Raw genomic sequence first — 15,522 nt, 5'->3', positions numbered from 1 at the left:
TTCACCGGTGAGGTCTACGTGCTGTCGAAGGACGAAGGCGGCCGCCACACCCCGTTCTTCAACAACTACCGCCCGCAGTTCTATTTCCGTACCACCGACGTCACCGGCGCCATTCAGCTGCCGGAAGGCAAGGAAATGGTCATGCCGGGTGACAACGTGTCGATCGAAGTCAAGCTGATCGCCCCGATCGCCATGGAAGAAGGTCTGCGCTTCGCCATCCGCGAAGGCGGCCGCACCGTCGGCGCCGGCGTGGTTGCCAAGATCATCGCCTGAGCTCTTGTGTGACGGGAAGGCCTCGCCTGGGTGAGTCCTTCCCTTCCCTCTCCGCGGCCAAGCAAGGCGGCATGATGCCGCCGGCCGCATCGCTCTTTACGAAGGAAAAGTCATGCAGAAGCAAAAGATCCGCATCCGCCTGAAGGCGTTCGACTACAAGCTGATCGACCAGTCGGCCCTGGAAATCGTCGATACCGCCAAGCGCACCGGCGCGATCGTCAAGGGCCCGGTGCCCCTGCCGACCCGCATGCAGCGTTTCGACATCCTGCGTTCGCCGCACGTCAACAAGACCTCGCGCGACCAGTTCGAGATCCGCACGCACCAGCGTCTGATGGACATCATCGACCCGACCGACAAGACGGTCGACGCGCTGATGAAGCTCGACCTGCCGGCTGGCGTCGACGTCGAGATCAAGCTGCAGTGATCGTGCCCGTCACCGGATCGTCCGCGCTGCGGATGACCCGCTGATGACACGCCCTGCCAGGAAAGCGACCTTCGGGTCGCTTTTTTCATGCCTGCGCAGCCAGCGCATCGACCAGCAGCTGCCGCAGCCAACGCAAGGCCGGATCGGCATGCTGACGCGGATGCCATGCCGCATGCAGCGAGAACAGCGGTGACGCGAAGGGCAGCTCGAATGGCTCCAGCGTCGCGGCATGACGCTCGGCCAGACGGCTCGGCAAGGTCGCCACATGATCGGTCACCCGCACGATCTCCGGCAGCAGCGTGAAATGCTGGACCGACAGCGCGATCTCGCGCCGACGCCCCAGCCCGGCCAGATGCGCATCCAGCAGCCCGATGTGGCTGCCGCCGGTGGTGCTGACCACCACATGGGTCAGCCGGCAGTAGGTCTCGGGATCCAGCGGCCCGCTGCCCCGCGGGTGCCCGCGCCGCTGCACCAGCACGAAGCGCTCGGTCAGCAGCTGGCGTGATCGCATCGCGCCCGGAACACGGTCGGCGGTGCCGATCAGCAGATCGATGTCGCCCCGCTCGAGCTGCGCGATCGCATCGGGCGCATCGGGCGCACGCAGTGCCAGTCGCACGCCCGGCCCGGCCTGCCGGGCCATCGCCTCGATCAGCGGCAGCCCGACGATCACCGAGGCATTGTCGGTCTCGGCCACCTGGAAGACGCGCTCGTCACGGTGCGGATCGAAATCCGGACGCTGACGCACCAGCTGCTCCAGACCGCGCAGCGCCTCATGGAGCGGCTCGACCAGGGCCTGTGCACGCGGCGTGGCCGCCATGCCGCGTCCGCCCGGCGCCGGCACCAGCAACGGATCGTCGAACAGCCGTCTCAGCCGCGCCAGCTGCGCGGACAGCGCCGGCTGCCCCACATGCAGACGCTGCGCCGCCCGGGTCACATTGCCCTCGTCCAGCAGCACCGACAGCGAGACCAGCAGGTTCAGGTCCACCCCTTTCAGATCGATCACACCGATACCTCCTAGACAGACAAACGATTTCCAATATACGTCAGCACGGCGGAGACTCCGTTCATCATGGGTCACGCTGTTTCCGCTCGACATGCCCGCCTGCTGCTGCCGGCCCTGGGCGCAAGCTACTTCCTCTTCGGCACCGCCTCGCTGGCGGTGATCGGCCTGCTGGAGGCGATGGCCAGCGCCTGGCAGGTCACGCCGGCACGCATCGCCGAGCTGGTCGCGGTGCATTCGCTGACCTTTGCGGTGGCGGCACCGCTGCTGCAGGTTCTTTTCGGCCATCGGCCTCGCCGCGAGCTGATCAGCGGGGGCCTGCTGCTGCTGGGCCTCGGCGCCCTGGCCACGGTCATGGCGCCGGACTGGAGCGCAGGCCTAGCCGCCCGCGTGCTGATGGCGCTGGGAGCTGCCGCCATCGGACCGGCCGCCTCCGCCCAGGGCGCGGCCCTGGTGGAACCCTCGCGCCAAGCCAGCGCACTGGCCACCATCTTCGCCGGCATGACGCTGGCCATCGTGCTGGGCACGCCGCTGGCGGCCTGGCTGGGCCATGTCGGCTCGTGGCGGACGATCTTCATGCTGCTGGCGATCGGCTCGCCGCTGCTGGGCCTCATGCTGTGGCGCGCGCTGGATGAGGGCACGGCAGGCCCGCGCATTGCCGGCTCCGGCTTCCTGAGGGTGCTCGAGCGCCCGGCCACCGCCTGGGCGCTGCTGATGATGCTGCTGCTGATGGCAGGCCAGTTCTGCGCCTACACCCTGCTGGTGCCACTGATGATCCAGCGTTTCGGTCTGGCCAGCGGCGACATGACCACCCTGCTGATGCTGTTCGGACTGGGCGGCGTGATCGGCAATCTGCTGGCCGGGCGCTTCGGCAGCCGCCTCGGCCCGGTGCGCTTGATTCGCTTCTCGATGCTGGGCCTGACGCTCGCCTTTGCCGGCCTGATGCTGGCACCCGCCCGGCCTCTGCCCGGCGTGCTGCTGATGATGCTGTGGTCGGTCTGCGGCCTGCTGTTCGCCGCCCCCCAGCAGCAGCGCCTGATCCAGCTGGTGCCGCCTGCCTTGCGCAGCCTGGCCTTGGCGGCCAATGCCTCGGCGATGTATCTGGGCATGTCGCTGGGCGCCTGGTCCGGTGCGCGTCTCTACGGGCTGGCGGGCGTGGAGACACTGATTCCCGCCTCGCTGCTGCTGACGCTGCTGGGGGCGCTGGCCCTGCAGCGCTCGCACCAGGCTCAGCGCGCCGAAGAACGGCTCATGCGCTCCGGCATCGGCATCGGCACGGGCGCCGGCAGCGTCCCGAAGGTCTGGGTCCAGTAGTGGCCATAGGGGCTGCCCGGCAGGCTGACCAGGCTGATGCCGGTGCCTCGCCATTCCGGTCTCAGGATGTTGGCGCGATGCACTTCGCTGCGCATCCAGCCCTCGACCACCGCACCGGTACTGTCCTGCCCCGCCGCGATATTCTCGGCAATGCGCTGCGCATGCGGGTAATGGGCCTGAATGCGTTCGGACCAGCGCCCGCCGTCGCAGTCGTCATGCTGGAAACAGCGCGAGACCGCCATGTCGGTCGAATGATGGGCTGCCGCCTGCTGCAGGCGCGGATCGGGCGCCAGCACCGACAGGCCGTGCTGCGCCCGGATCTGGTTGATCTGCGCCAGCACTTCCAGTTCGAGGACGGACATCGAAACCGCCGTACGCTCGCTGCTGCACCAGCCTGGAACGGCAAGCAGCAGCGCCAAGCAGACGAGAGCCACCTCGCAAGAACAGCGCAGCACCCCATGCGCATTGAACATGACACCCTCCATGACGATCGAGAATCACGATCGTGGAGGGGTACTGACGGGTCACCACTCCCGCATCCGCGGGGCACGCCGTGCGCGGAGAGTCAGTCCGTGACCGGTCTGGCAGGCAGCCAGTGACTCAGGGCGGCATCGCGCCAGAACATCACTTCGCCATAGAAATAGATCCAGACGCAGTTGCTGCAGCCACGGCCGCAGCAGCTCACCGGGCTCTGCGGCGCCGACGGGAGCGCATCGGCCACCGCATGACGCTGCGCGCGGGCCATGACTTCTGCGATCAGCGCCTCGGCCTCGATCTTCAGGGCCGGCTGGATTCGCGCCAGAGCCTCGTCATCCAGCCCGCTGTAGTCGGGCGGTGTCATCGCGGGCCAGAGCATGCACGGCCCCTCAGGCTGCCCAGCGCAGCAGCGCCTCGTCGCGCCAGTAGCCCAGCTCGCTGTAGAAGCCGTCCCAGACGCAGCCGATGCAGCCGTTGCCGCAGCAGTTGTCAGGCTCGACCGGCGGCGTGGACAGCTCGACCCCTTCGGATTGAGCACGGGCGATGACCGCACTGACCAGCGCACGCGCCTCGCCAGGATCGGTCGGGTTCCAGGATTGGAGAACAAGGTCGCTCATCATGATGGGGTGGCTTTCTAGCACAACTCCTGTTGCCGAGAGTCTGACCGGCTGGAGCCGCACTATTCGGAGCCTGTGTGGCCCGCACATCAGGTCCAATTCGTCCTGGACGATTGCCCCCATGCTGCACGCACAATCCCGGATGTTCACGACTTCACGCACCTCCGACATGAGCCAGCCTGCGTCCGACACCCCGCCGATCTTCCTGCAGACCCTCCTGTTCACCGACAGCGACGGGCGTGCCCGCTTCCGCGAGCAGGCGATCGCGCTGGACCAGGGCAAGCCTGCCGCACGGCTGTCGTCACCCCTGCCCGCACGCGAGCTGCAGCTGCGCGAAAGTCCGCCAGGATTTCGCAGCGACTTTCACTGCACCGGCGAGCCGCAGTGGGTCTTCATCCTGTCGGGCCAGATGGAGATCGGGCTGCAGGATGGGAGCTCGCGCATCTTCAGCGCCGGACAGCATTTCTATTCGGCCGATGTGCTGCCCGCAGGCGCGGTGTTCGATCCTGCGGTGCATGGTCACTGGAGTCGCCAGCTCGGCAACGAGCCGCTGCGCACGCTCTTCGTGCGCGGCTGATTCCCATCCTTGTTCTCCACGGAGTCCCAGGTCTTCGCATGTCACACCTTGTCGAGCACATGGCCCAACTGGCCGGGCAGCGCGACCCGGCCGCGCTCGACAGCTGTTTCGTCGACCTGTTCGCTGAACTCCTCGCTCCGCTGCGGCTGCGCGTGCTGCGCAGCCATGCCGCAGAACAGCGCAAGTGGTATGTGACCCGCCATCACGGCCAGTTCGATCAGCTTGCCCCGGACGAGCCACTTGCCGCAGAAGAAGAGCCGCTGCTGCTGCACTGCATCACCTTGAGCGAACCCGTGCTGCTGCCCGTGTCCGCGCAGCAGGGCGGCATCCGCACGCTGGTACCGCTGACCGGCGACAGCGACGAGATCGCGGTGGTGGAAATCACCACCAGCACGGTCATCAGCAAGGAACTCCTGCGGACCGTGAATGCGATCCAGCGCTTCAGCATGCACCTGCACGCGCTGCTGGACGAGAATGAACGCGATTCGTTGACCCGGCTGCTCAACCGCAAGTCCTTCGACGAGACCTTCGTTCGTGCCGCGCTGAATCTCGATGCAGGCAGCGCATCGACCGCTGAAGGCCTGGAACGGCGCCGCCAGGGCACGGAAGGTGGTCACTGGCTCGGTGTCATCGACATCGACCACTTCAAGCGGGTCAACGATGTTCACGGCCACCTGATCGGTGATGAGGTGCTGATCCTGGTGGCGCAACTGATGAAGAGCACCTTCCGCGCCAGCGACAGGCTCTACCGCTTCGGCGGCGAGGAGTTCGTGGTGCTGCTGCGCTGCAATGATGCTCAAGGCGCAGAGGCCGCGTTCGAGCGCTTTCGAGACAAGGTCGAGAAGACACCGTTTCCGCGGGTGGAGCACCTGACGGTCAGCATCGGATTCACCGCCATCGATGCCTGCGACACCCCGGGCAGCGCCTTCGAGCGGGCGGACCAGTCGGTCTATCACGCCAAGGAAAATGGCCGCAATCTGGCGCTGTCGTACGAGACCCTGACCGCCTGCGGCCTGCTCCAGGCCAAGAATCAGGACGGCGGTGTCGAATTCTTCTGAAAAGAAAATAAAAAAGCCGATTCGAATTTGATCGAATCGGCTTTTTCTGACTTGGTTGCGGGGGCCGGATTTGAACCGACGACCTTTGGGTTATGAGCCCAACGAGCTACCAGACTGCTCCACCCCGCGACTGAAATCGCTTCGAAAGACAGCAGCATTTTGCTTGCCTTTCACGTCATCAGGTTTCTGGCGAATATCCTGACCACGACTGAATCTGGTTGCGGGGGCCGGATTTGAACCGACGACCTTTGGGTTATGAGCCCAACGAGCTACCAGACTGCTCCACCCCGCGACTGAAGAATCAGATTCTAAACCTTTAGACGCCGCCGCGGCAAGAGTTTTCGAAAAGAAAATCTTTGCCCAGCGGCATCAGGCCGATCACTCGGCCGCTTGCTCGGCCGGAGCAGCCGCGTCCACATCAGGACGGTCGACCAGCTCGACGAAGGCCATCGGCGCGTTGTCGCCGACGCGGAAACCCATCTTCAGGATGCGGGTGTAGCCGCCCGGACGGGTCTGGAAGCGCGGGCCCAGCACGTTGAACAGCTTGACGACGTTGTCGCGGTTGCGCAGGCGGTCGAAGGCCAGGCGCTTGTTGGCCAGCGTCGGCTCCTTGGCCAGGGTGATCAGCGGCTCGACGACGCGACGCAGTTCCTTGGCCTTGGGCACGGTGGTCTTGATGGCCTCGTGCTCGATCAGCGAGTTGGCCATGTTGCGCAGCATCGCCAGACGGTGCGACGAGGTGCGGTTGAGCTTGCGGAGGCCGTTGCCGTGACGCATGGTGAAGTCCTTTCGTTGAATTAATGCCGATGGCCGGATCAGGTACCACCGGGGGACCGGGCGGCCGCCGGAACGGCTCGCCCGAATGAGTCCGGGTCAGCGCTGGATCAGCGCTTGTCCAGACCTTGCGGCGGCCAGTTCTCCAGGCGCGCGCCGAGGGTCAGACCACGGGAAGCCAGGACTTCCTTGATCTCGTTGAGCGACTTGCGACCCAGGTTCGGGGTCTTCAGCAGCTCGGTCTCGGTGCGCTGGATCAGGTCGCCGATGTAATAGATGTTCTCGGCCTTCAGGCAGTTGGCCGAACGCACGGTGAGCTCGAGCTCGTCGACCGGACGCAGCAGGATCGGGTCGAAGTGCTGGGCACGCGGCGCCGGCTCGACGATGCCGGCCAGATCGTTGCCTTCCAGCTGCGCGAACACCGCCAGCTGCTCGACGAGGATCTTGGCCGAGGCACGCACGGCCTCTTCCGGGGAGATCGCACCGTTGGTCTCGATCTCCATCACCAGCTTGTCCAGATCGGTGCGCTGCTCGACGCGGGCGCTCTCGACCGTGTAGCTGACACGCTTGACCGGCGAGAACGAGGCATCCAGCACGATGCGGCCGATCGACTTGGTCGGCTCGTCCGCGTAGCGGCGCATCGTGCCCGGCACGTAGCCACGGCCCTTCTCGACCTTGATCTGCATGTCGAGCTTGCCGCCCTGGGCCAGGTGCGCGATGACCAGGTCCGGGTTGATGATCTCGACATCGTGCGGCGTCTGGATGTCGCGCGCGGTGACCGGGCCTTCGCCTTCCTTGCGCAGGACCAGCGTGACCTCGTCGCGGTTGTGCAGACGGAACACCACGCCCTTCAGGTTGAGCATGATGTGGACCACGTCTTCCTGAACGCCATCCACCGTCGAGTACTCGTGCAGCACGCCAGCGATCGTCACTTCGGTGGGCGCATAGCCGACCATCGACGACAGCAGCACGCGGCGCAGCGCGTTGCCCAGGGTGTGACCATAGCCACGCTCGAACGGCTCCAGCGTCACCTTCGCACGGTGACCGCCCAGCGGTTCGACGTTGATGGCCTTGGGCTTCAGCAGATTGGTTTGCATTCAAAGTTCCTGTCAATACCCTCGGCTCGTTACACCGATAAGGCTGATGGACCCACCGGGCATTGAAAAGCCTCCGTGCGCCCGGGACGCAAGGAGGCCGATGGCGCCTGCGGCACGACCGCAAGCGCCCTCTCGCACATCAGCGCGAGTACAGTTCGACGATCAGCGATTCGTTGATCTCGGCACCGAACTCGTCGCGGTCCGGCGACTTCTTGAAGGTACCTTCCATCTTGGCGATGTCGACGGCAACCCAGCCCGGCAGGCCGATCGAATCGGCCAGCTTCAGCGCGTCAGCGATGCGCAGCTGCTTCTTGGCCTTCTCGCGCACGGCGACGACATCACCGGCCTTGACCATGAACGACGGGATGTTGACGACCTGGCCGTTGACGGTGATCGACTTGTGCGAGACCAGCTGGCGGGCTTCCGCGCGGGTCGAGCCGAAGCCCATGCGATAGACGACGTTGTCCAGACGCGATTCCAGCAGCGACAGCAGCGTGGCGCCGGTGTTGCCCTTGCGGCGCTCGGCCTCGGCGAAGTAGCGGCGGAACTGCTTCTCCAGCACGCCGTACATGCGCTTGACCTTCTGCTTCTCGCGCAGCTGCAGGCCGTAGTCGGAGGTGCGGCTGCCCGAGGTGCGGCCGTGCTGGCCCGGCTTGGTGTCGAACTTGGCCTTGTCGCTGATCGAGCGGCGGGCGCTCTTCAGGAACAGGTCGGTGCCTTCACGGCGGGAAAGTTTGGCCTTCGGGCCGAGATAACGTGCCACGGACGGTGTCCTTGTGAGAATGTCTGACGCACGCGGATCGTGCGCGAGTCATGTGCGCGCCAGGCGCCATGACGGTGGTCTTCAGGGATGAGAGGAGCCGCACAGCGCGGCTCTTCAACGAGATTGCCGGCGAGCACGCTATGGCGCTCGCCGGCGAACCTGCGATTATAAGGCAATCCGATGCCGTGACTGCAAGAGTCACGCACACCTCATGCAGGCAGCCTCAGATGCGGCGACGCTTCTGCGGACGGCAGCCGTTGTGCGGGACCGGCGTCACGTCGGAGATCGACGCGATGCGGATGCCCAGCGAGGCCAGCGCGCGAACCGACGACTCGCGACCCGGGCCCGGGCCCTTGATCTTGACGTCCAGGTTCTTGATGCCCTGTTCCTGAGCAGCACGACCGGCGACTTCGGCTGCGACCTGGGCGGCGAACGGGGTCGACTTGCGCGAACCCTTGAAGCCCTGGCCACCGCTCGATGCCCACGACAGGGCGTTGCCCTGGCGATCGGTGATCGTGATGATGGTGTTGTTGAACGATGCGTGCACGTGCGCGACGCCATCCGCAACGTTCTTGCGGACCTTCTTGCTCACGCGGCGAGCAGCGTTGTTGACGGGTGCTTTTGCCATGACTCGAGTCTTTCCAGCGCGACGAAGTGGCGCTTACTTCTTCAGCGCAGCAGCGCCCTTCTTCGGACCCTTGCGGGTACGGGCGTTGGTGCGGGTGCGCTGACCGCGCATCGGCAGACCGCGACGGTGGCGGAAGCCACGGTAGCAGCCCAGATCCATCAGGCGCTTGATGTTGATCGAGATCTCGCGGCGCAGGTCGCCCTCGATCGTCATGCGACCGACTTCTTCGCGGATCTTTTCAAGATCGCCGTCCGTCAGGTCCTTGACCTTCTTGTCGAACGGGATGCCGCAGGTCGTGCAGATCTGTTGCGCGGTGGTGCGGCCGATGCCGTAGATCGCGGTCAGACCGATCTCGGCGTGCTTGTGCGGCGGAATGTTGATACCAGCAATACGTGCCATGTGCGTCCTCTAAACGGTTGCAGCAGTCGAGCGAGAAACTCAGCCCTGGCGCTGCTTGTGGCGCGGATCGGTGCAGATCACGCGGACCACACCCTTGCGACGGATGATCTTGCAATTGCGGCAGATCGTCTTGACGGATGCCGAGACTTTCATGGTCTTCTCCTTGATCGGCGGCTTGCGCTTCTCTTCCGGACTGTGTTGATGGATTCGCTCACTTCGCCCGGAAAACGATGCGAGCACGACTCAGGTCGTAGGGGGTCAGTTCAACGGTCACCTTGTCACCGGGCAGGATGCGGATGTAGTGCATGCGCATCTTCCCGGAGATGTGCCCCAGCACCACATGGCCGTTTTCCAGCTTGACCCGGAAGGTGGCGTTGGGGAGGTTCTCTATGACCTCCCCCTGCATCTGGATAACGTCGTCTTTGGCCATCTCGTCGGCTCACCACGTTGACTCTGACGTTGCTCTCCGAATGGATGTCTTTCCTGGTCCGTGATGTCCTCAGCCTGCCTTGAAGCTCGACTTCTTCAGAAGAGCCTCGTACTGCTGCGACATCACGTACGACTGCACCTGCGCCCAGAAGTCCATCGTGACGACCACGATGATCAGCAGCGAAGTGCCACCGAAGTAGAACGGCACGTTGTACTTCAGGACCAGGAACTCGGGCAGCAGACACACCAGCGTGATGTAGACCGCGCCACCCAGCGTCAGACGAGCAAGGATCTTGTCGATGTAGCGTGCGGTCTGGTCACCCGGACGGATGCCCGGAATGAACGCGCCACTCTTCTTCAGATTGTCAGCAGTCTCGCGGCTGTTGAACACGAGCGCCGTGTAGAAGAAGCAGAAGAACACGATCATCGCTGCATACAGCAGCACATAGATCGGCTGACCCGGCGACAGTGCCGCAGACACATCCTTCAGCCAGCTCATGCTTTCGCTGGTGGCGAACCAGCCAACAACCGTGGCGGGCAGAAGAATGATCGACGAGGCAAAGATCGGCGGGATCACGCCGGCCATGTTGACCTTCAGCGGCAGGTGCGACGACTGGCCACCATAGACCTTGTTGCCGACCTGGCGCTTGGCGTAGTTGACCAGGATCTTGCGCTGAGCCCGCTCGACGAAGACCACCACATAGGTCACGGCGATCACGATCGCGATGATCAGCAGCGAGACGATGATGCTCATCGCGCCGGTGTTGACCAGGTTGATCAGGCCGCCGATCGCGCTGGGCAGGCCCGCCGCGATACCCGCGAAGATCAGGATCGAGATGCCGTTGCCCAGACCCCGCTCGGTGATCTGCTCACCCAGCCACATCAGGAACATCGTGCCAGCCGTCAGACTGACCACCGCCGTGATGCGGAACATCGGACCCGGATCGATCACCAGGCCCGGGGAGCCTTCCAGCGCCACCGCGATGCCGATCGACTGGAACAGAGCCAGCGCCAGGGCACCGTAGCGGGTGTACTGCGTGATCTTGCGACGACCTGCCTCGCCTTCCTTCTTCAGCGCCTCCAGCGTCGGCACCACATAGCCCATGAGCTGCATGATGATCGAGGCCGAGATGTAGGGCATGATGCCCAGCGCGAAGACGGTGAAGCGCGACAGCGCACCGCCGGAGAACATGTTGAACAGGTTCAGTATCCCGCCCTCCTGGCTCTTGAACAGCTGTGCCAGCTGGTCAGGATTGATGCCTGGAACGGGAATATGGGCGCCGATGCGGTAGACCACCAGTGCAAGCAGCAGGAAGACAAGGCGACGACGGAGGTCGCCGAACTTTCCGCTCTTGGCCAGTTGTGTTGCGTTGGATGCCACTTGGAACCTGTTGCTCGAGTCGAGATGTAGCCGACGTCGTGGCCGATCAGGCCGCGATCGATCCGCCTGCCGCCTCGATGGCCGCCTTGGCGCCGGCGGTCGCGCCGATGCCCTTCAGGACAACCTTCTTCGACAGTTCGCCGGACTTGACGACCTTGACGTTCAGTGCACGCACGCTCACCAGACCGGCGTTCTTCAGGACGGCCAGATCGATTTCCTCGACCGACAGATCCTGCAGCTGAGCCAGGGTGACTTCGTCATTGAACTTCAGCAGGTGCGACTTGAAGCCACGCTTGGGCAGGCGACGCTGCAGCGGCATCTGACCGCCTTCGAAGCCCACCTTGTGGTAGCCGCCTGCACGAGACTTCTGACCCTTGTGACCACGACCGGCGGTCTTGCCCAGACCGGAACCGATGCCGCGACCGACGCGGCGCTTGGCGTGCTTGGCGCCTTCTGCCGGCTTGATCGAATTGAGTTCCATGATTAGAGCACCTTCACCAGGTACGAAATCTTGTTGATCATGCCGCGCACCGCCGGGGTGTCTTCCAGCACGGACTCGCTGTTGAGCTTGCGCAGACCCAGGCCGCGGACCGTGGCACGGTGCGAAGCGCGGGTGCTGATCGGGCTCTTGACCAGCTTGACCTTGACGGTCTTCTTGTCGGTATTTTCAGACATGGTGTCTTTCCTTGCCGATCGACGCTTCAGTTGAAGATCTCTTCGATCGTCTTGCCACGCTTGGCGGCCACCTCGGAGGCGGTCGTCATGCGCGACAGGGCGTCGAAGGTCGCACGAACCATGTTGTACGGGTTCGACGAACCCAGGCTCTTGGCGACGACATCGGTGATGCCCATGACTTCGAAGACCGCGCGCATCGGACCGCCGGCGATGATACCGGTACCGGCAGGAGCCGGTGCCAGCAGCACCTTGGCAGCGCCATGCTCACCAGTCGCGTTGTGCGGCACGGTGCCATTGCGCAGCGGGACCTTGACCATGTTGCGACGAGCAGACTCCATCGCCTTCTGGACCGAGGCCGGCACTTCGCGCGCCTTGCCCTTGCCCATGCCGACGCGACCGTCGCCATCGCCGACCACCGTCAGCGCAGCAAACGCCATGATCCGACCGCCCTTGACCACCTTGGTCACGCGGTTCACCTGGATCATCTTCTCGCGCATGCCGTCGTCGCGACCCTCGTCCGCAACCTTCGGTTGAAACTTAGCCATTTCGTGTTCCTTCGTGTGCGAGCCGGGGCGTCAGAACTGCAGACCCGCTTCGCGGGCCGCCTCGGCCAGCGCCTTGACGCGGCCGTGATAGGCGAAACCGGAACGGTCGAATGCAACCTTCTCGATGCCGGCGGCCTTGGCCTTCTCGGCGATGCGCTTGCCGATCAGCGTGGCTGCATCGACATTGCCACCCTTGCCGGCGGCGCCCAGCTGCTCGCGCACGTCCTTCTCGGCGGTCGAGGCGCTGACGAGCACCTTCGAGCCGTCTTCGGAGACGACGCTGGCGTAGATGTGCAGATTCGAGCGGAAGACGGTCAGACGGGCCACGCGCTGCAGGGCAATGCGGGCACGGGTCTGACGGGAGCGGCGCAGGCGCTGTTCTTTCTTGTTCAACATGGTGCGGCTCCTTACTTCTTCTTCGTCTCTTTCAGGGTGACCTTCTCATCCGAATAACGGATGCCCTTGCCCTTGTAGGGCTCGGGGGGACGGAAGGCACGCACTTCAGCGGCGAGCTGGCCGACGACCTGACGGTCTGCACCCTTGATCAGGATTTCGGTCGGCGTCGGGCACTCGACCTTGATGCCTTCCGGCATTTCCTTGACCACCGGATGCGAGAAACCGATCTGCAGGTTCAGCTTCTGGCCTTGAGCCTGGGCACGGAAGCCCACGCCCACCAGGTTCAGCTTGCGCTCGAAGCCCTTGCTGACACCCTCGACCATGTTGTTGACCAGGGCACGCACGGTGCCGGACATGGCGTTGGCTTCAGCGGATTCATCCGCCGGAGCAAACGACAGCTTGCCGGACTCGTTGCTCACCTTGACCAGGCGATGGGCCGGACGCACCAGCGTGCCCTTGGCACCCTTGACGCTGATCTGGTCCTCGGTGATCGCCACATCCACGCCTTGCGGGATGGCGATCGGCATTTTTCCAACGCGGGACATTGTGTGTGTCTCCTGCGGTTAGGCGACGTAGCAGAGCACTTCGCCGCCGATGCCGGCAGCGCGCGCCTTGCGGTCGGTCATCACGCCCTTCGGCGTGGTGACGATGGCCACACCCAGACCGTTCTGGACCTGGGGAATGTCGTGACGGCCCTTGTAGATGCGCAGACCGGGACGGCTCACGCGCTCGATGCGCTCGATGACCGGACGACCAGCGTAATACTTCAGCGAGATCTCGAGCTGCGACTTGCCGCTCTCGGTCTTCACCTGGAAACCATCGATGTAACCCTCGTCCTTCAGGACCTGCGCAATCGCGGTCTTCAGCTTGGACGACGGCATCGCGACGCTGGTCTTCTCGACCATCTGAGCGTTGCGGATGCGGGTCAGCATGTCGGCGATCGGATCACTCATGCTCATGGAATAACTCCTGTTCGTGCCCTGGGGCCGGCTTACCAGCTCGCCTTGACGACACCGGGGATGTCGCCACGGAAGGCCAGTTCACGAATCTTGTTGCGCGCCAGACCGAACTTGCGGAAGGTGCCACGCGGACGACCGGTGATCTCGCAGCGGCTGCGCAGACGGGTCGGGTTGGCATTGCGCGGCAGCTTCTGCAGCGCCAGGCGAGCCATGTAACGCTCTTCTTCCGACTTGCTCTGGTCGTCGATGATCGCCTTCAGTTCAGCGAACTTCTTGGCGTACTTGGCGACCAGCTTCTCGCGCTTTTCTTCGCGCTGGATGAGGGCAACTTTTGCCATGGTGAGCCTCGGCCTCAGTTCTTGAACGGGAAGCGGAAGGCAGCCAGCAGCGCCTTGCACTCGTCGTCGGTCGTCGCGGTCGTCGTGATGCTGATGTTCAGACCACGCAGAGCATCCACCTTGTCGTACTCGATTTCCGGGAAGATGATCTGTTCCTTGACGCCGATGTTGTAGTTGCCGCGACCGTCGAACGAACGGCCCGAGATACCACGGAAGTCGCGAACGCGCGGCAGCGCGATCGTGACGAAGCGATCCAGGAATTCGTACATGCGCACGCCGCGCAGGGTCACCATGCAGCCGATGGGCACGTTCTCGCGGATCTTGAAACCCGCGATCGCCTTGCGCGACTTGGTGACGACCGGCTTCTGGCCAGCGATCTTGGTCAGATCGCCGACGGCGTGGTCCATGACCTTCTTGTCCGACACGGCTTCCGAGACACCCATGTTCAGGGTGATCTTGGTCAGGCGCGGCACTTCCATGACCGACTTGTAGCCAAACTTGGCCATCAGATCGGCGACGACCTTCTCGCGATAGAAGGTCTGCAGACGAGCTTGCTGTTGAGACATGTCTTCTCTACCCCGCCTCAGGCCTTGATCTCTTCGCCGCTGGACTTGAAGACGCGCACTTTCTTGCCGTCGTCAAGCAGCTTGATGCCCACGCGGTCGGCCTTGCCGGTCGCGGGGTTGAAGATCGCCACATTGGATTGGTGGATCGGCATGGTCTTGTCGACGATGCCACCGGTCGTGCCCTTCAGCGGGTTCGGGCGCACATGCTTCTTGACGACGTTGACGCCATCGACCACCAGGTGGTCGGCATCGACGCGCAGAGAAACCGTACCGCGCTTGCCCTTGTCGCGACCGGTCAGCACGATGACCTCGTCGCCCTTGCGAATCTTGTTCATGGCCAGTCCTTCGCGGTCGGCTTAGAGCACTTCCGGAGCCAGCGACACGATCTTCATGAAGCGCTCGGTACGCAGTTCACGCGTCACCGGGCCGAAGATGCGGGTGCCGATCGGCTCCAACTTGGCATTGAGCAGCACGGCTGCATTGCCATCGAACTTGACGAGCGAGCCGTCCTGACGACGCACGCCCTTGGCGGTGCGCACGACGACGGCGTTGTAGACCTCGCCCTTTTTGACACGACCACGCGGGGCCGCATCCTTGATGCTGACCTTGATCACGTCGCCGATGCCGGCATAACGACGCTTCGAGCCGCCGAGCACCTTGATGCACATGACGGACTTCGCACCGGTGTTGTCCGCGACGTCGAGTCGCGATTGCATTTGGATCATGTGGAATCCCCAACTTATCCCGCGCTAACAGCCCCACTCGGCCACCGCTCGCGGTCAGTCTTGGGCCCGTCACAGCCTCTCGACGTCTCCATCGAGGTTCTGCGTTT

Annotated in this window: 27 protein-coding genes and 2 tRNA genes; 5 read left to right on the top strand and 24 right to left on the bottom strand. The window is 64.0% G+C overall.

From position 1 onward, the window contains the following. Both NFT33_RS06820 and rpsJ read left to right on the top strand, forming a co-directional pair. Positions 1-273, top strand: a 273-nt coding sequence (locus tag NFT33_RS06820) for an EF-Tu C-terminal domain-related protein (RefSeq protein WP_473964562.1), incomplete at its 5' end; no start/stop codon positions are given. Between the two features lie 112 nt (positions 274-385). After that, positions 386-697, top strand: a complete 312-nt coding sequence (gene rpsJ / locus NFT33_RS06815) for a 30S ribosomal protein S10 (RefSeq protein WP_037485042.1) — start codon at positions 386-388, stop codon at positions 695-697. Positions 698-782: 85 nt separating this feature from the next. Here rpsJ and NFT33_RS06810 read toward each other — a convergent pair whose 3' ends face one another. Further along, a complete protein-coding gene (locus NFT33_RS06810; RefSeq protein WP_251674076.1) occupies positions 783-1,700 on the bottom strand; it encodes a LysR family transcriptional regulator in 918 nt (305 codons plus the stop codon). 66 nt (positions 1,701-1,766) lie between these two features. Between NFT33_RS06810 and NFT33_RS06805 the strand changes: the two genes are divergently transcribed. Beyond that, positions 1,767-3,011: an MFS transporter gene (locus NFT33_RS06805; RefSeq protein ID WP_251674074.1), complete on the top strand. Its 1,245-nt coding sequence runs from the start codon at positions 1,767-1,769 to the stop codon at positions 3,009-3,011. Here the strand turns inward: NFT33_RS06805 and NFT33_RS06800 are convergent. The 3 genes from NFT33_RS06800 to NFT33_RS06790 form a co-directional block, all read right to left on the bottom strand. After that, the gene (locus NFT33_RS06800; protein ID WP_251674072.1) at positions 2,927-3,484 is read right to left on the bottom strand and encodes a CAP domain-containing protein; all 558 of its coding nucleotides are present in this window, start codon (positions 3,482-3,484) and stop codon (positions 2,927-2,929) included. The genes NFT33_RS06805 and NFT33_RS06800 overlap by 85 nt on opposite strands. A gap of 92 nt (positions 3,485-3,576) precedes the next feature. Then, on the bottom strand, positions 3,577-3,867 hold the full coding sequence (locus NFT33_RS06795) for an oxidoreductase-like domain-containing protein (protein WP_251674070.1): 291 nt from the start codon (positions 3,865-3,867) through the stop codon (positions 3,577-3,579). 10 nt (positions 3,868-3,877) lie between these two features. Beyond that, positions 3,878-4,105, bottom strand: coding sequence for an oxidoreductase-like domain-containing protein (locus NFT33_RS06790; protein ID WP_220784499.1), 228 nt, complete (start codon positions 4,103-4,105; stop codon positions 3,878-3,880). Positions 4,106-4,274: 169 nt separating this feature from the next. Between NFT33_RS06790 and NFT33_RS06785 the strand changes: the two genes are divergently transcribed. Both NFT33_RS06785 and NFT33_RS06780 read left to right on the top strand, forming a co-directional pair. After that, entirely contained in the window at positions 4,275-4,682 is a 408-nt protein-coding gene (locus NFT33_RS06785) for a cupin domain-containing protein (protein ID WP_251674068.1), read from the top strand. A gap of 59 nt (positions 4,683-4,741) precedes the next feature. Next, entirely contained in the window at positions 4,742-5,740 is a 999-nt protein-coding gene (locus tag NFT33_RS06780; protein WP_251674066.1) for a GGDEF domain-containing protein, read from the top strand. Positions 5,741-5,792: 52 nt separating this feature from the next. Here NFT33_RS06780 and NFT33_RS06775 read toward each other — a convergent pair. The 20 genes from NFT33_RS06775 to rplN all read right to left on the bottom strand — a co-directional run bounded on the left by NFT33_RS06775 (position 5,793) and on the right by rplN (position 15,415). Then, a tRNA-Met gene (locus tag NFT33_RS06775) sits at positions 5,793-5,869 on the bottom strand. Positions 5,870-5,955: 86 nt separating this feature from the next. Continuing rightward, positions 5,956-6,032, bottom strand: a tRNA-Met gene (locus NFT33_RS06770). An 86-nt stretch (positions 6,033-6,118) separates the two neighbouring features. Continuing rightward, positions 6,119-6,517, bottom strand: a complete 399-nt coding sequence (gene rplQ / locus NFT33_RS06765; RefSeq protein ID WP_149504666.1) for a 50S ribosomal protein L17 — start codon at positions 6,515-6,517, stop codon at positions 6,119-6,121. Between the two features lie 107 nt (positions 6,518-6,624). Then, the gene (locus tag NFT33_RS06760) at positions 6,625-7,611 is read right to left on the bottom strand and encodes a DNA-directed RNA polymerase subunit alpha (RefSeq protein ID WP_037485052.1); all 987 of its coding nucleotides are present in this window, start codon (positions 7,609-7,611) and stop codon (positions 6,625-6,627) included. 139 nt (positions 7,612-7,750) lie between these two features. After that, complete coding sequence (gene rpsD, locus NFT33_RS06755; RefSeq protein ID WP_037485055.1) at positions 7,751-8,374, bottom strand: 30S ribosomal protein S4; 624 nt, start codon at positions 8,372-8,374, stop codon at positions 7,751-7,753. A gap of 223 nt (positions 8,375-8,597) precedes the next feature. Further along, positions 8,598-9,002: a 30S ribosomal protein S11 gene (rpsK, locus tag NFT33_RS06750; RefSeq protein WP_037485057.1), complete on the bottom strand. Its 405-nt coding sequence runs from the start codon at positions 9,000-9,002 to the stop codon at positions 8,598-8,600. Positions 9,003-9,035: 33 nt separating this feature from the next. Further along, the gene (gene rpsM / locus NFT33_RS06745; RefSeq protein ID WP_037485059.1) at positions 9,036-9,401 is read right to left on the bottom strand and encodes a 30S ribosomal protein S13; all 366 of its coding nucleotides are present in this window, start codon (positions 9,399-9,401) and stop codon (positions 9,036-9,038) included. A gap of 39 nt (positions 9,402-9,440) precedes the next feature. Next, on the bottom strand, positions 9,441-9,554 hold the full coding sequence (rpmJ, locus tag NFT33_RS06740) for a 50S ribosomal protein L36 (protein WP_037485061.1): 114 nt from the start codon (positions 9,552-9,554) through the stop codon (positions 9,441-9,443). Positions 9,555-9,612: 58 nt separating this feature from the next. Next, positions 9,613-9,831 (bottom strand): translation initiation factor IF-1, encoded by a 219-nt coding sequence (infA, locus tag NFT33_RS06735; RefSeq protein WP_004521905.1) that lies wholly within the window; start codon positions 9,829-9,831, stop codon positions 9,613-9,615. A gap of 69 nt (positions 9,832-9,900) precedes the next feature. Next, a complete protein-coding gene (gene secY, locus NFT33_RS06730) occupies positions 9,901-11,211 on the bottom strand; it encodes a preprotein translocase subunit SecY (RefSeq protein ID WP_037485064.1) in 1,311 nt (436 codons plus the stop codon). 46 nt (positions 11,212-11,257) lie between these two features. Continuing rightward, entirely contained in the window at positions 11,258-11,692 is a 435-nt protein-coding gene (gene rplO / locus NFT33_RS06725; protein ID WP_037485065.1) for a 50S ribosomal protein L15, read from the bottom strand. A 2-nt stretch (positions 11,693-11,694) separates the two neighbouring features. After that, the gene (gene rpmD / locus NFT33_RS06720) at positions 11,695-11,886 is read right to left on the bottom strand and encodes a 50S ribosomal protein L30 (RefSeq protein WP_037485067.1); all 192 of its coding nucleotides are present in this window, start codon (positions 11,884-11,886) and stop codon (positions 11,695-11,697) included. Between the two features lie 26 nt (positions 11,887-11,912). Then, on the bottom strand, positions 11,913-12,431 hold the full coding sequence (gene rpsE / locus NFT33_RS06715) for a 30S ribosomal protein S5 (RefSeq protein ID WP_037485069.1): 519 nt from the start codon (positions 12,429-12,431) through the stop codon (positions 11,913-11,915). A gap of 30 nt (positions 12,432-12,461) precedes the next feature. After that, positions 12,462-12,827, bottom strand: coding sequence for a 50S ribosomal protein L18 (gene rplR, locus NFT33_RS06710; protein ID WP_037485073.1), 366 nt, complete (start codon positions 12,825-12,827; stop codon positions 12,462-12,464). An 11-nt stretch (positions 12,828-12,838) separates the two neighbouring features. Beyond that, positions 12,839-13,372 (bottom strand): 50S ribosomal protein L6, encoded by a 534-nt coding sequence (rplF, locus tag NFT33_RS06705; protein WP_149504667.1) that lies wholly within the window; start codon positions 13,370-13,372, stop codon positions 12,839-12,841. Positions 13,373-13,390: 18 nt separating this feature from the next. After that, a complete protein-coding gene (gene rpsH, locus NFT33_RS06700) occupies positions 13,391-13,786 on the bottom strand; it encodes a 30S ribosomal protein S8 (RefSeq protein ID WP_037485079.1) in 396 nt (131 codons plus the stop codon). A 32-nt stretch (positions 13,787-13,818) separates the two neighbouring features. Next, the gene (gene rpsN, locus NFT33_RS06695; RefSeq protein WP_037485082.1) at positions 13,819-14,124 is read right to left on the bottom strand and encodes a 30S ribosomal protein S14; all 306 of its coding nucleotides are present in this window, start codon (positions 14,122-14,124) and stop codon (positions 13,819-13,821) included. A 14-nt stretch (positions 14,125-14,138) separates the two neighbouring features. Next, positions 14,139-14,690: a 50S ribosomal protein L5 gene (gene rplE / locus NFT33_RS06690; RefSeq protein ID WP_037485088.1), complete on the bottom strand. Its 552-nt coding sequence runs from the start codon at positions 14,688-14,690 to the stop codon at positions 14,139-14,141. Positions 14,691-14,707: 17 nt separating this feature from the next. After that, positions 14,708-15,025: a 50S ribosomal protein L24 gene (rplX, locus tag NFT33_RS06685; RefSeq protein WP_149504668.1), complete on the bottom strand. Its 318-nt coding sequence runs from the start codon at positions 15,023-15,025 to the stop codon at positions 14,708-14,710. A 21-nt stretch (positions 15,026-15,046) separates the two neighbouring features. After that, positions 15,047-15,415, bottom strand: coding sequence for a 50S ribosomal protein L14 (rplN, locus tag NFT33_RS06680; protein WP_012348938.1), 369 nt, complete (start codon positions 15,413-15,415; stop codon positions 15,047-15,049). Positions 15,416-15,522 lie beyond the last annotated feature (107 nt).

Source organism: Sphaerotilus sp. FB-3, assembly GCF_023706025.1.
Lineage (GTDB): Bacteria > Pseudomonadota > Gammaproteobacteria > Burkholderiales > Burkholderiaceae_C > Sphaerotilus > Sphaerotilus sulfidivorans.
This window is presented reverse-complemented; position numbering and strand designations above follow the sequence as displayed.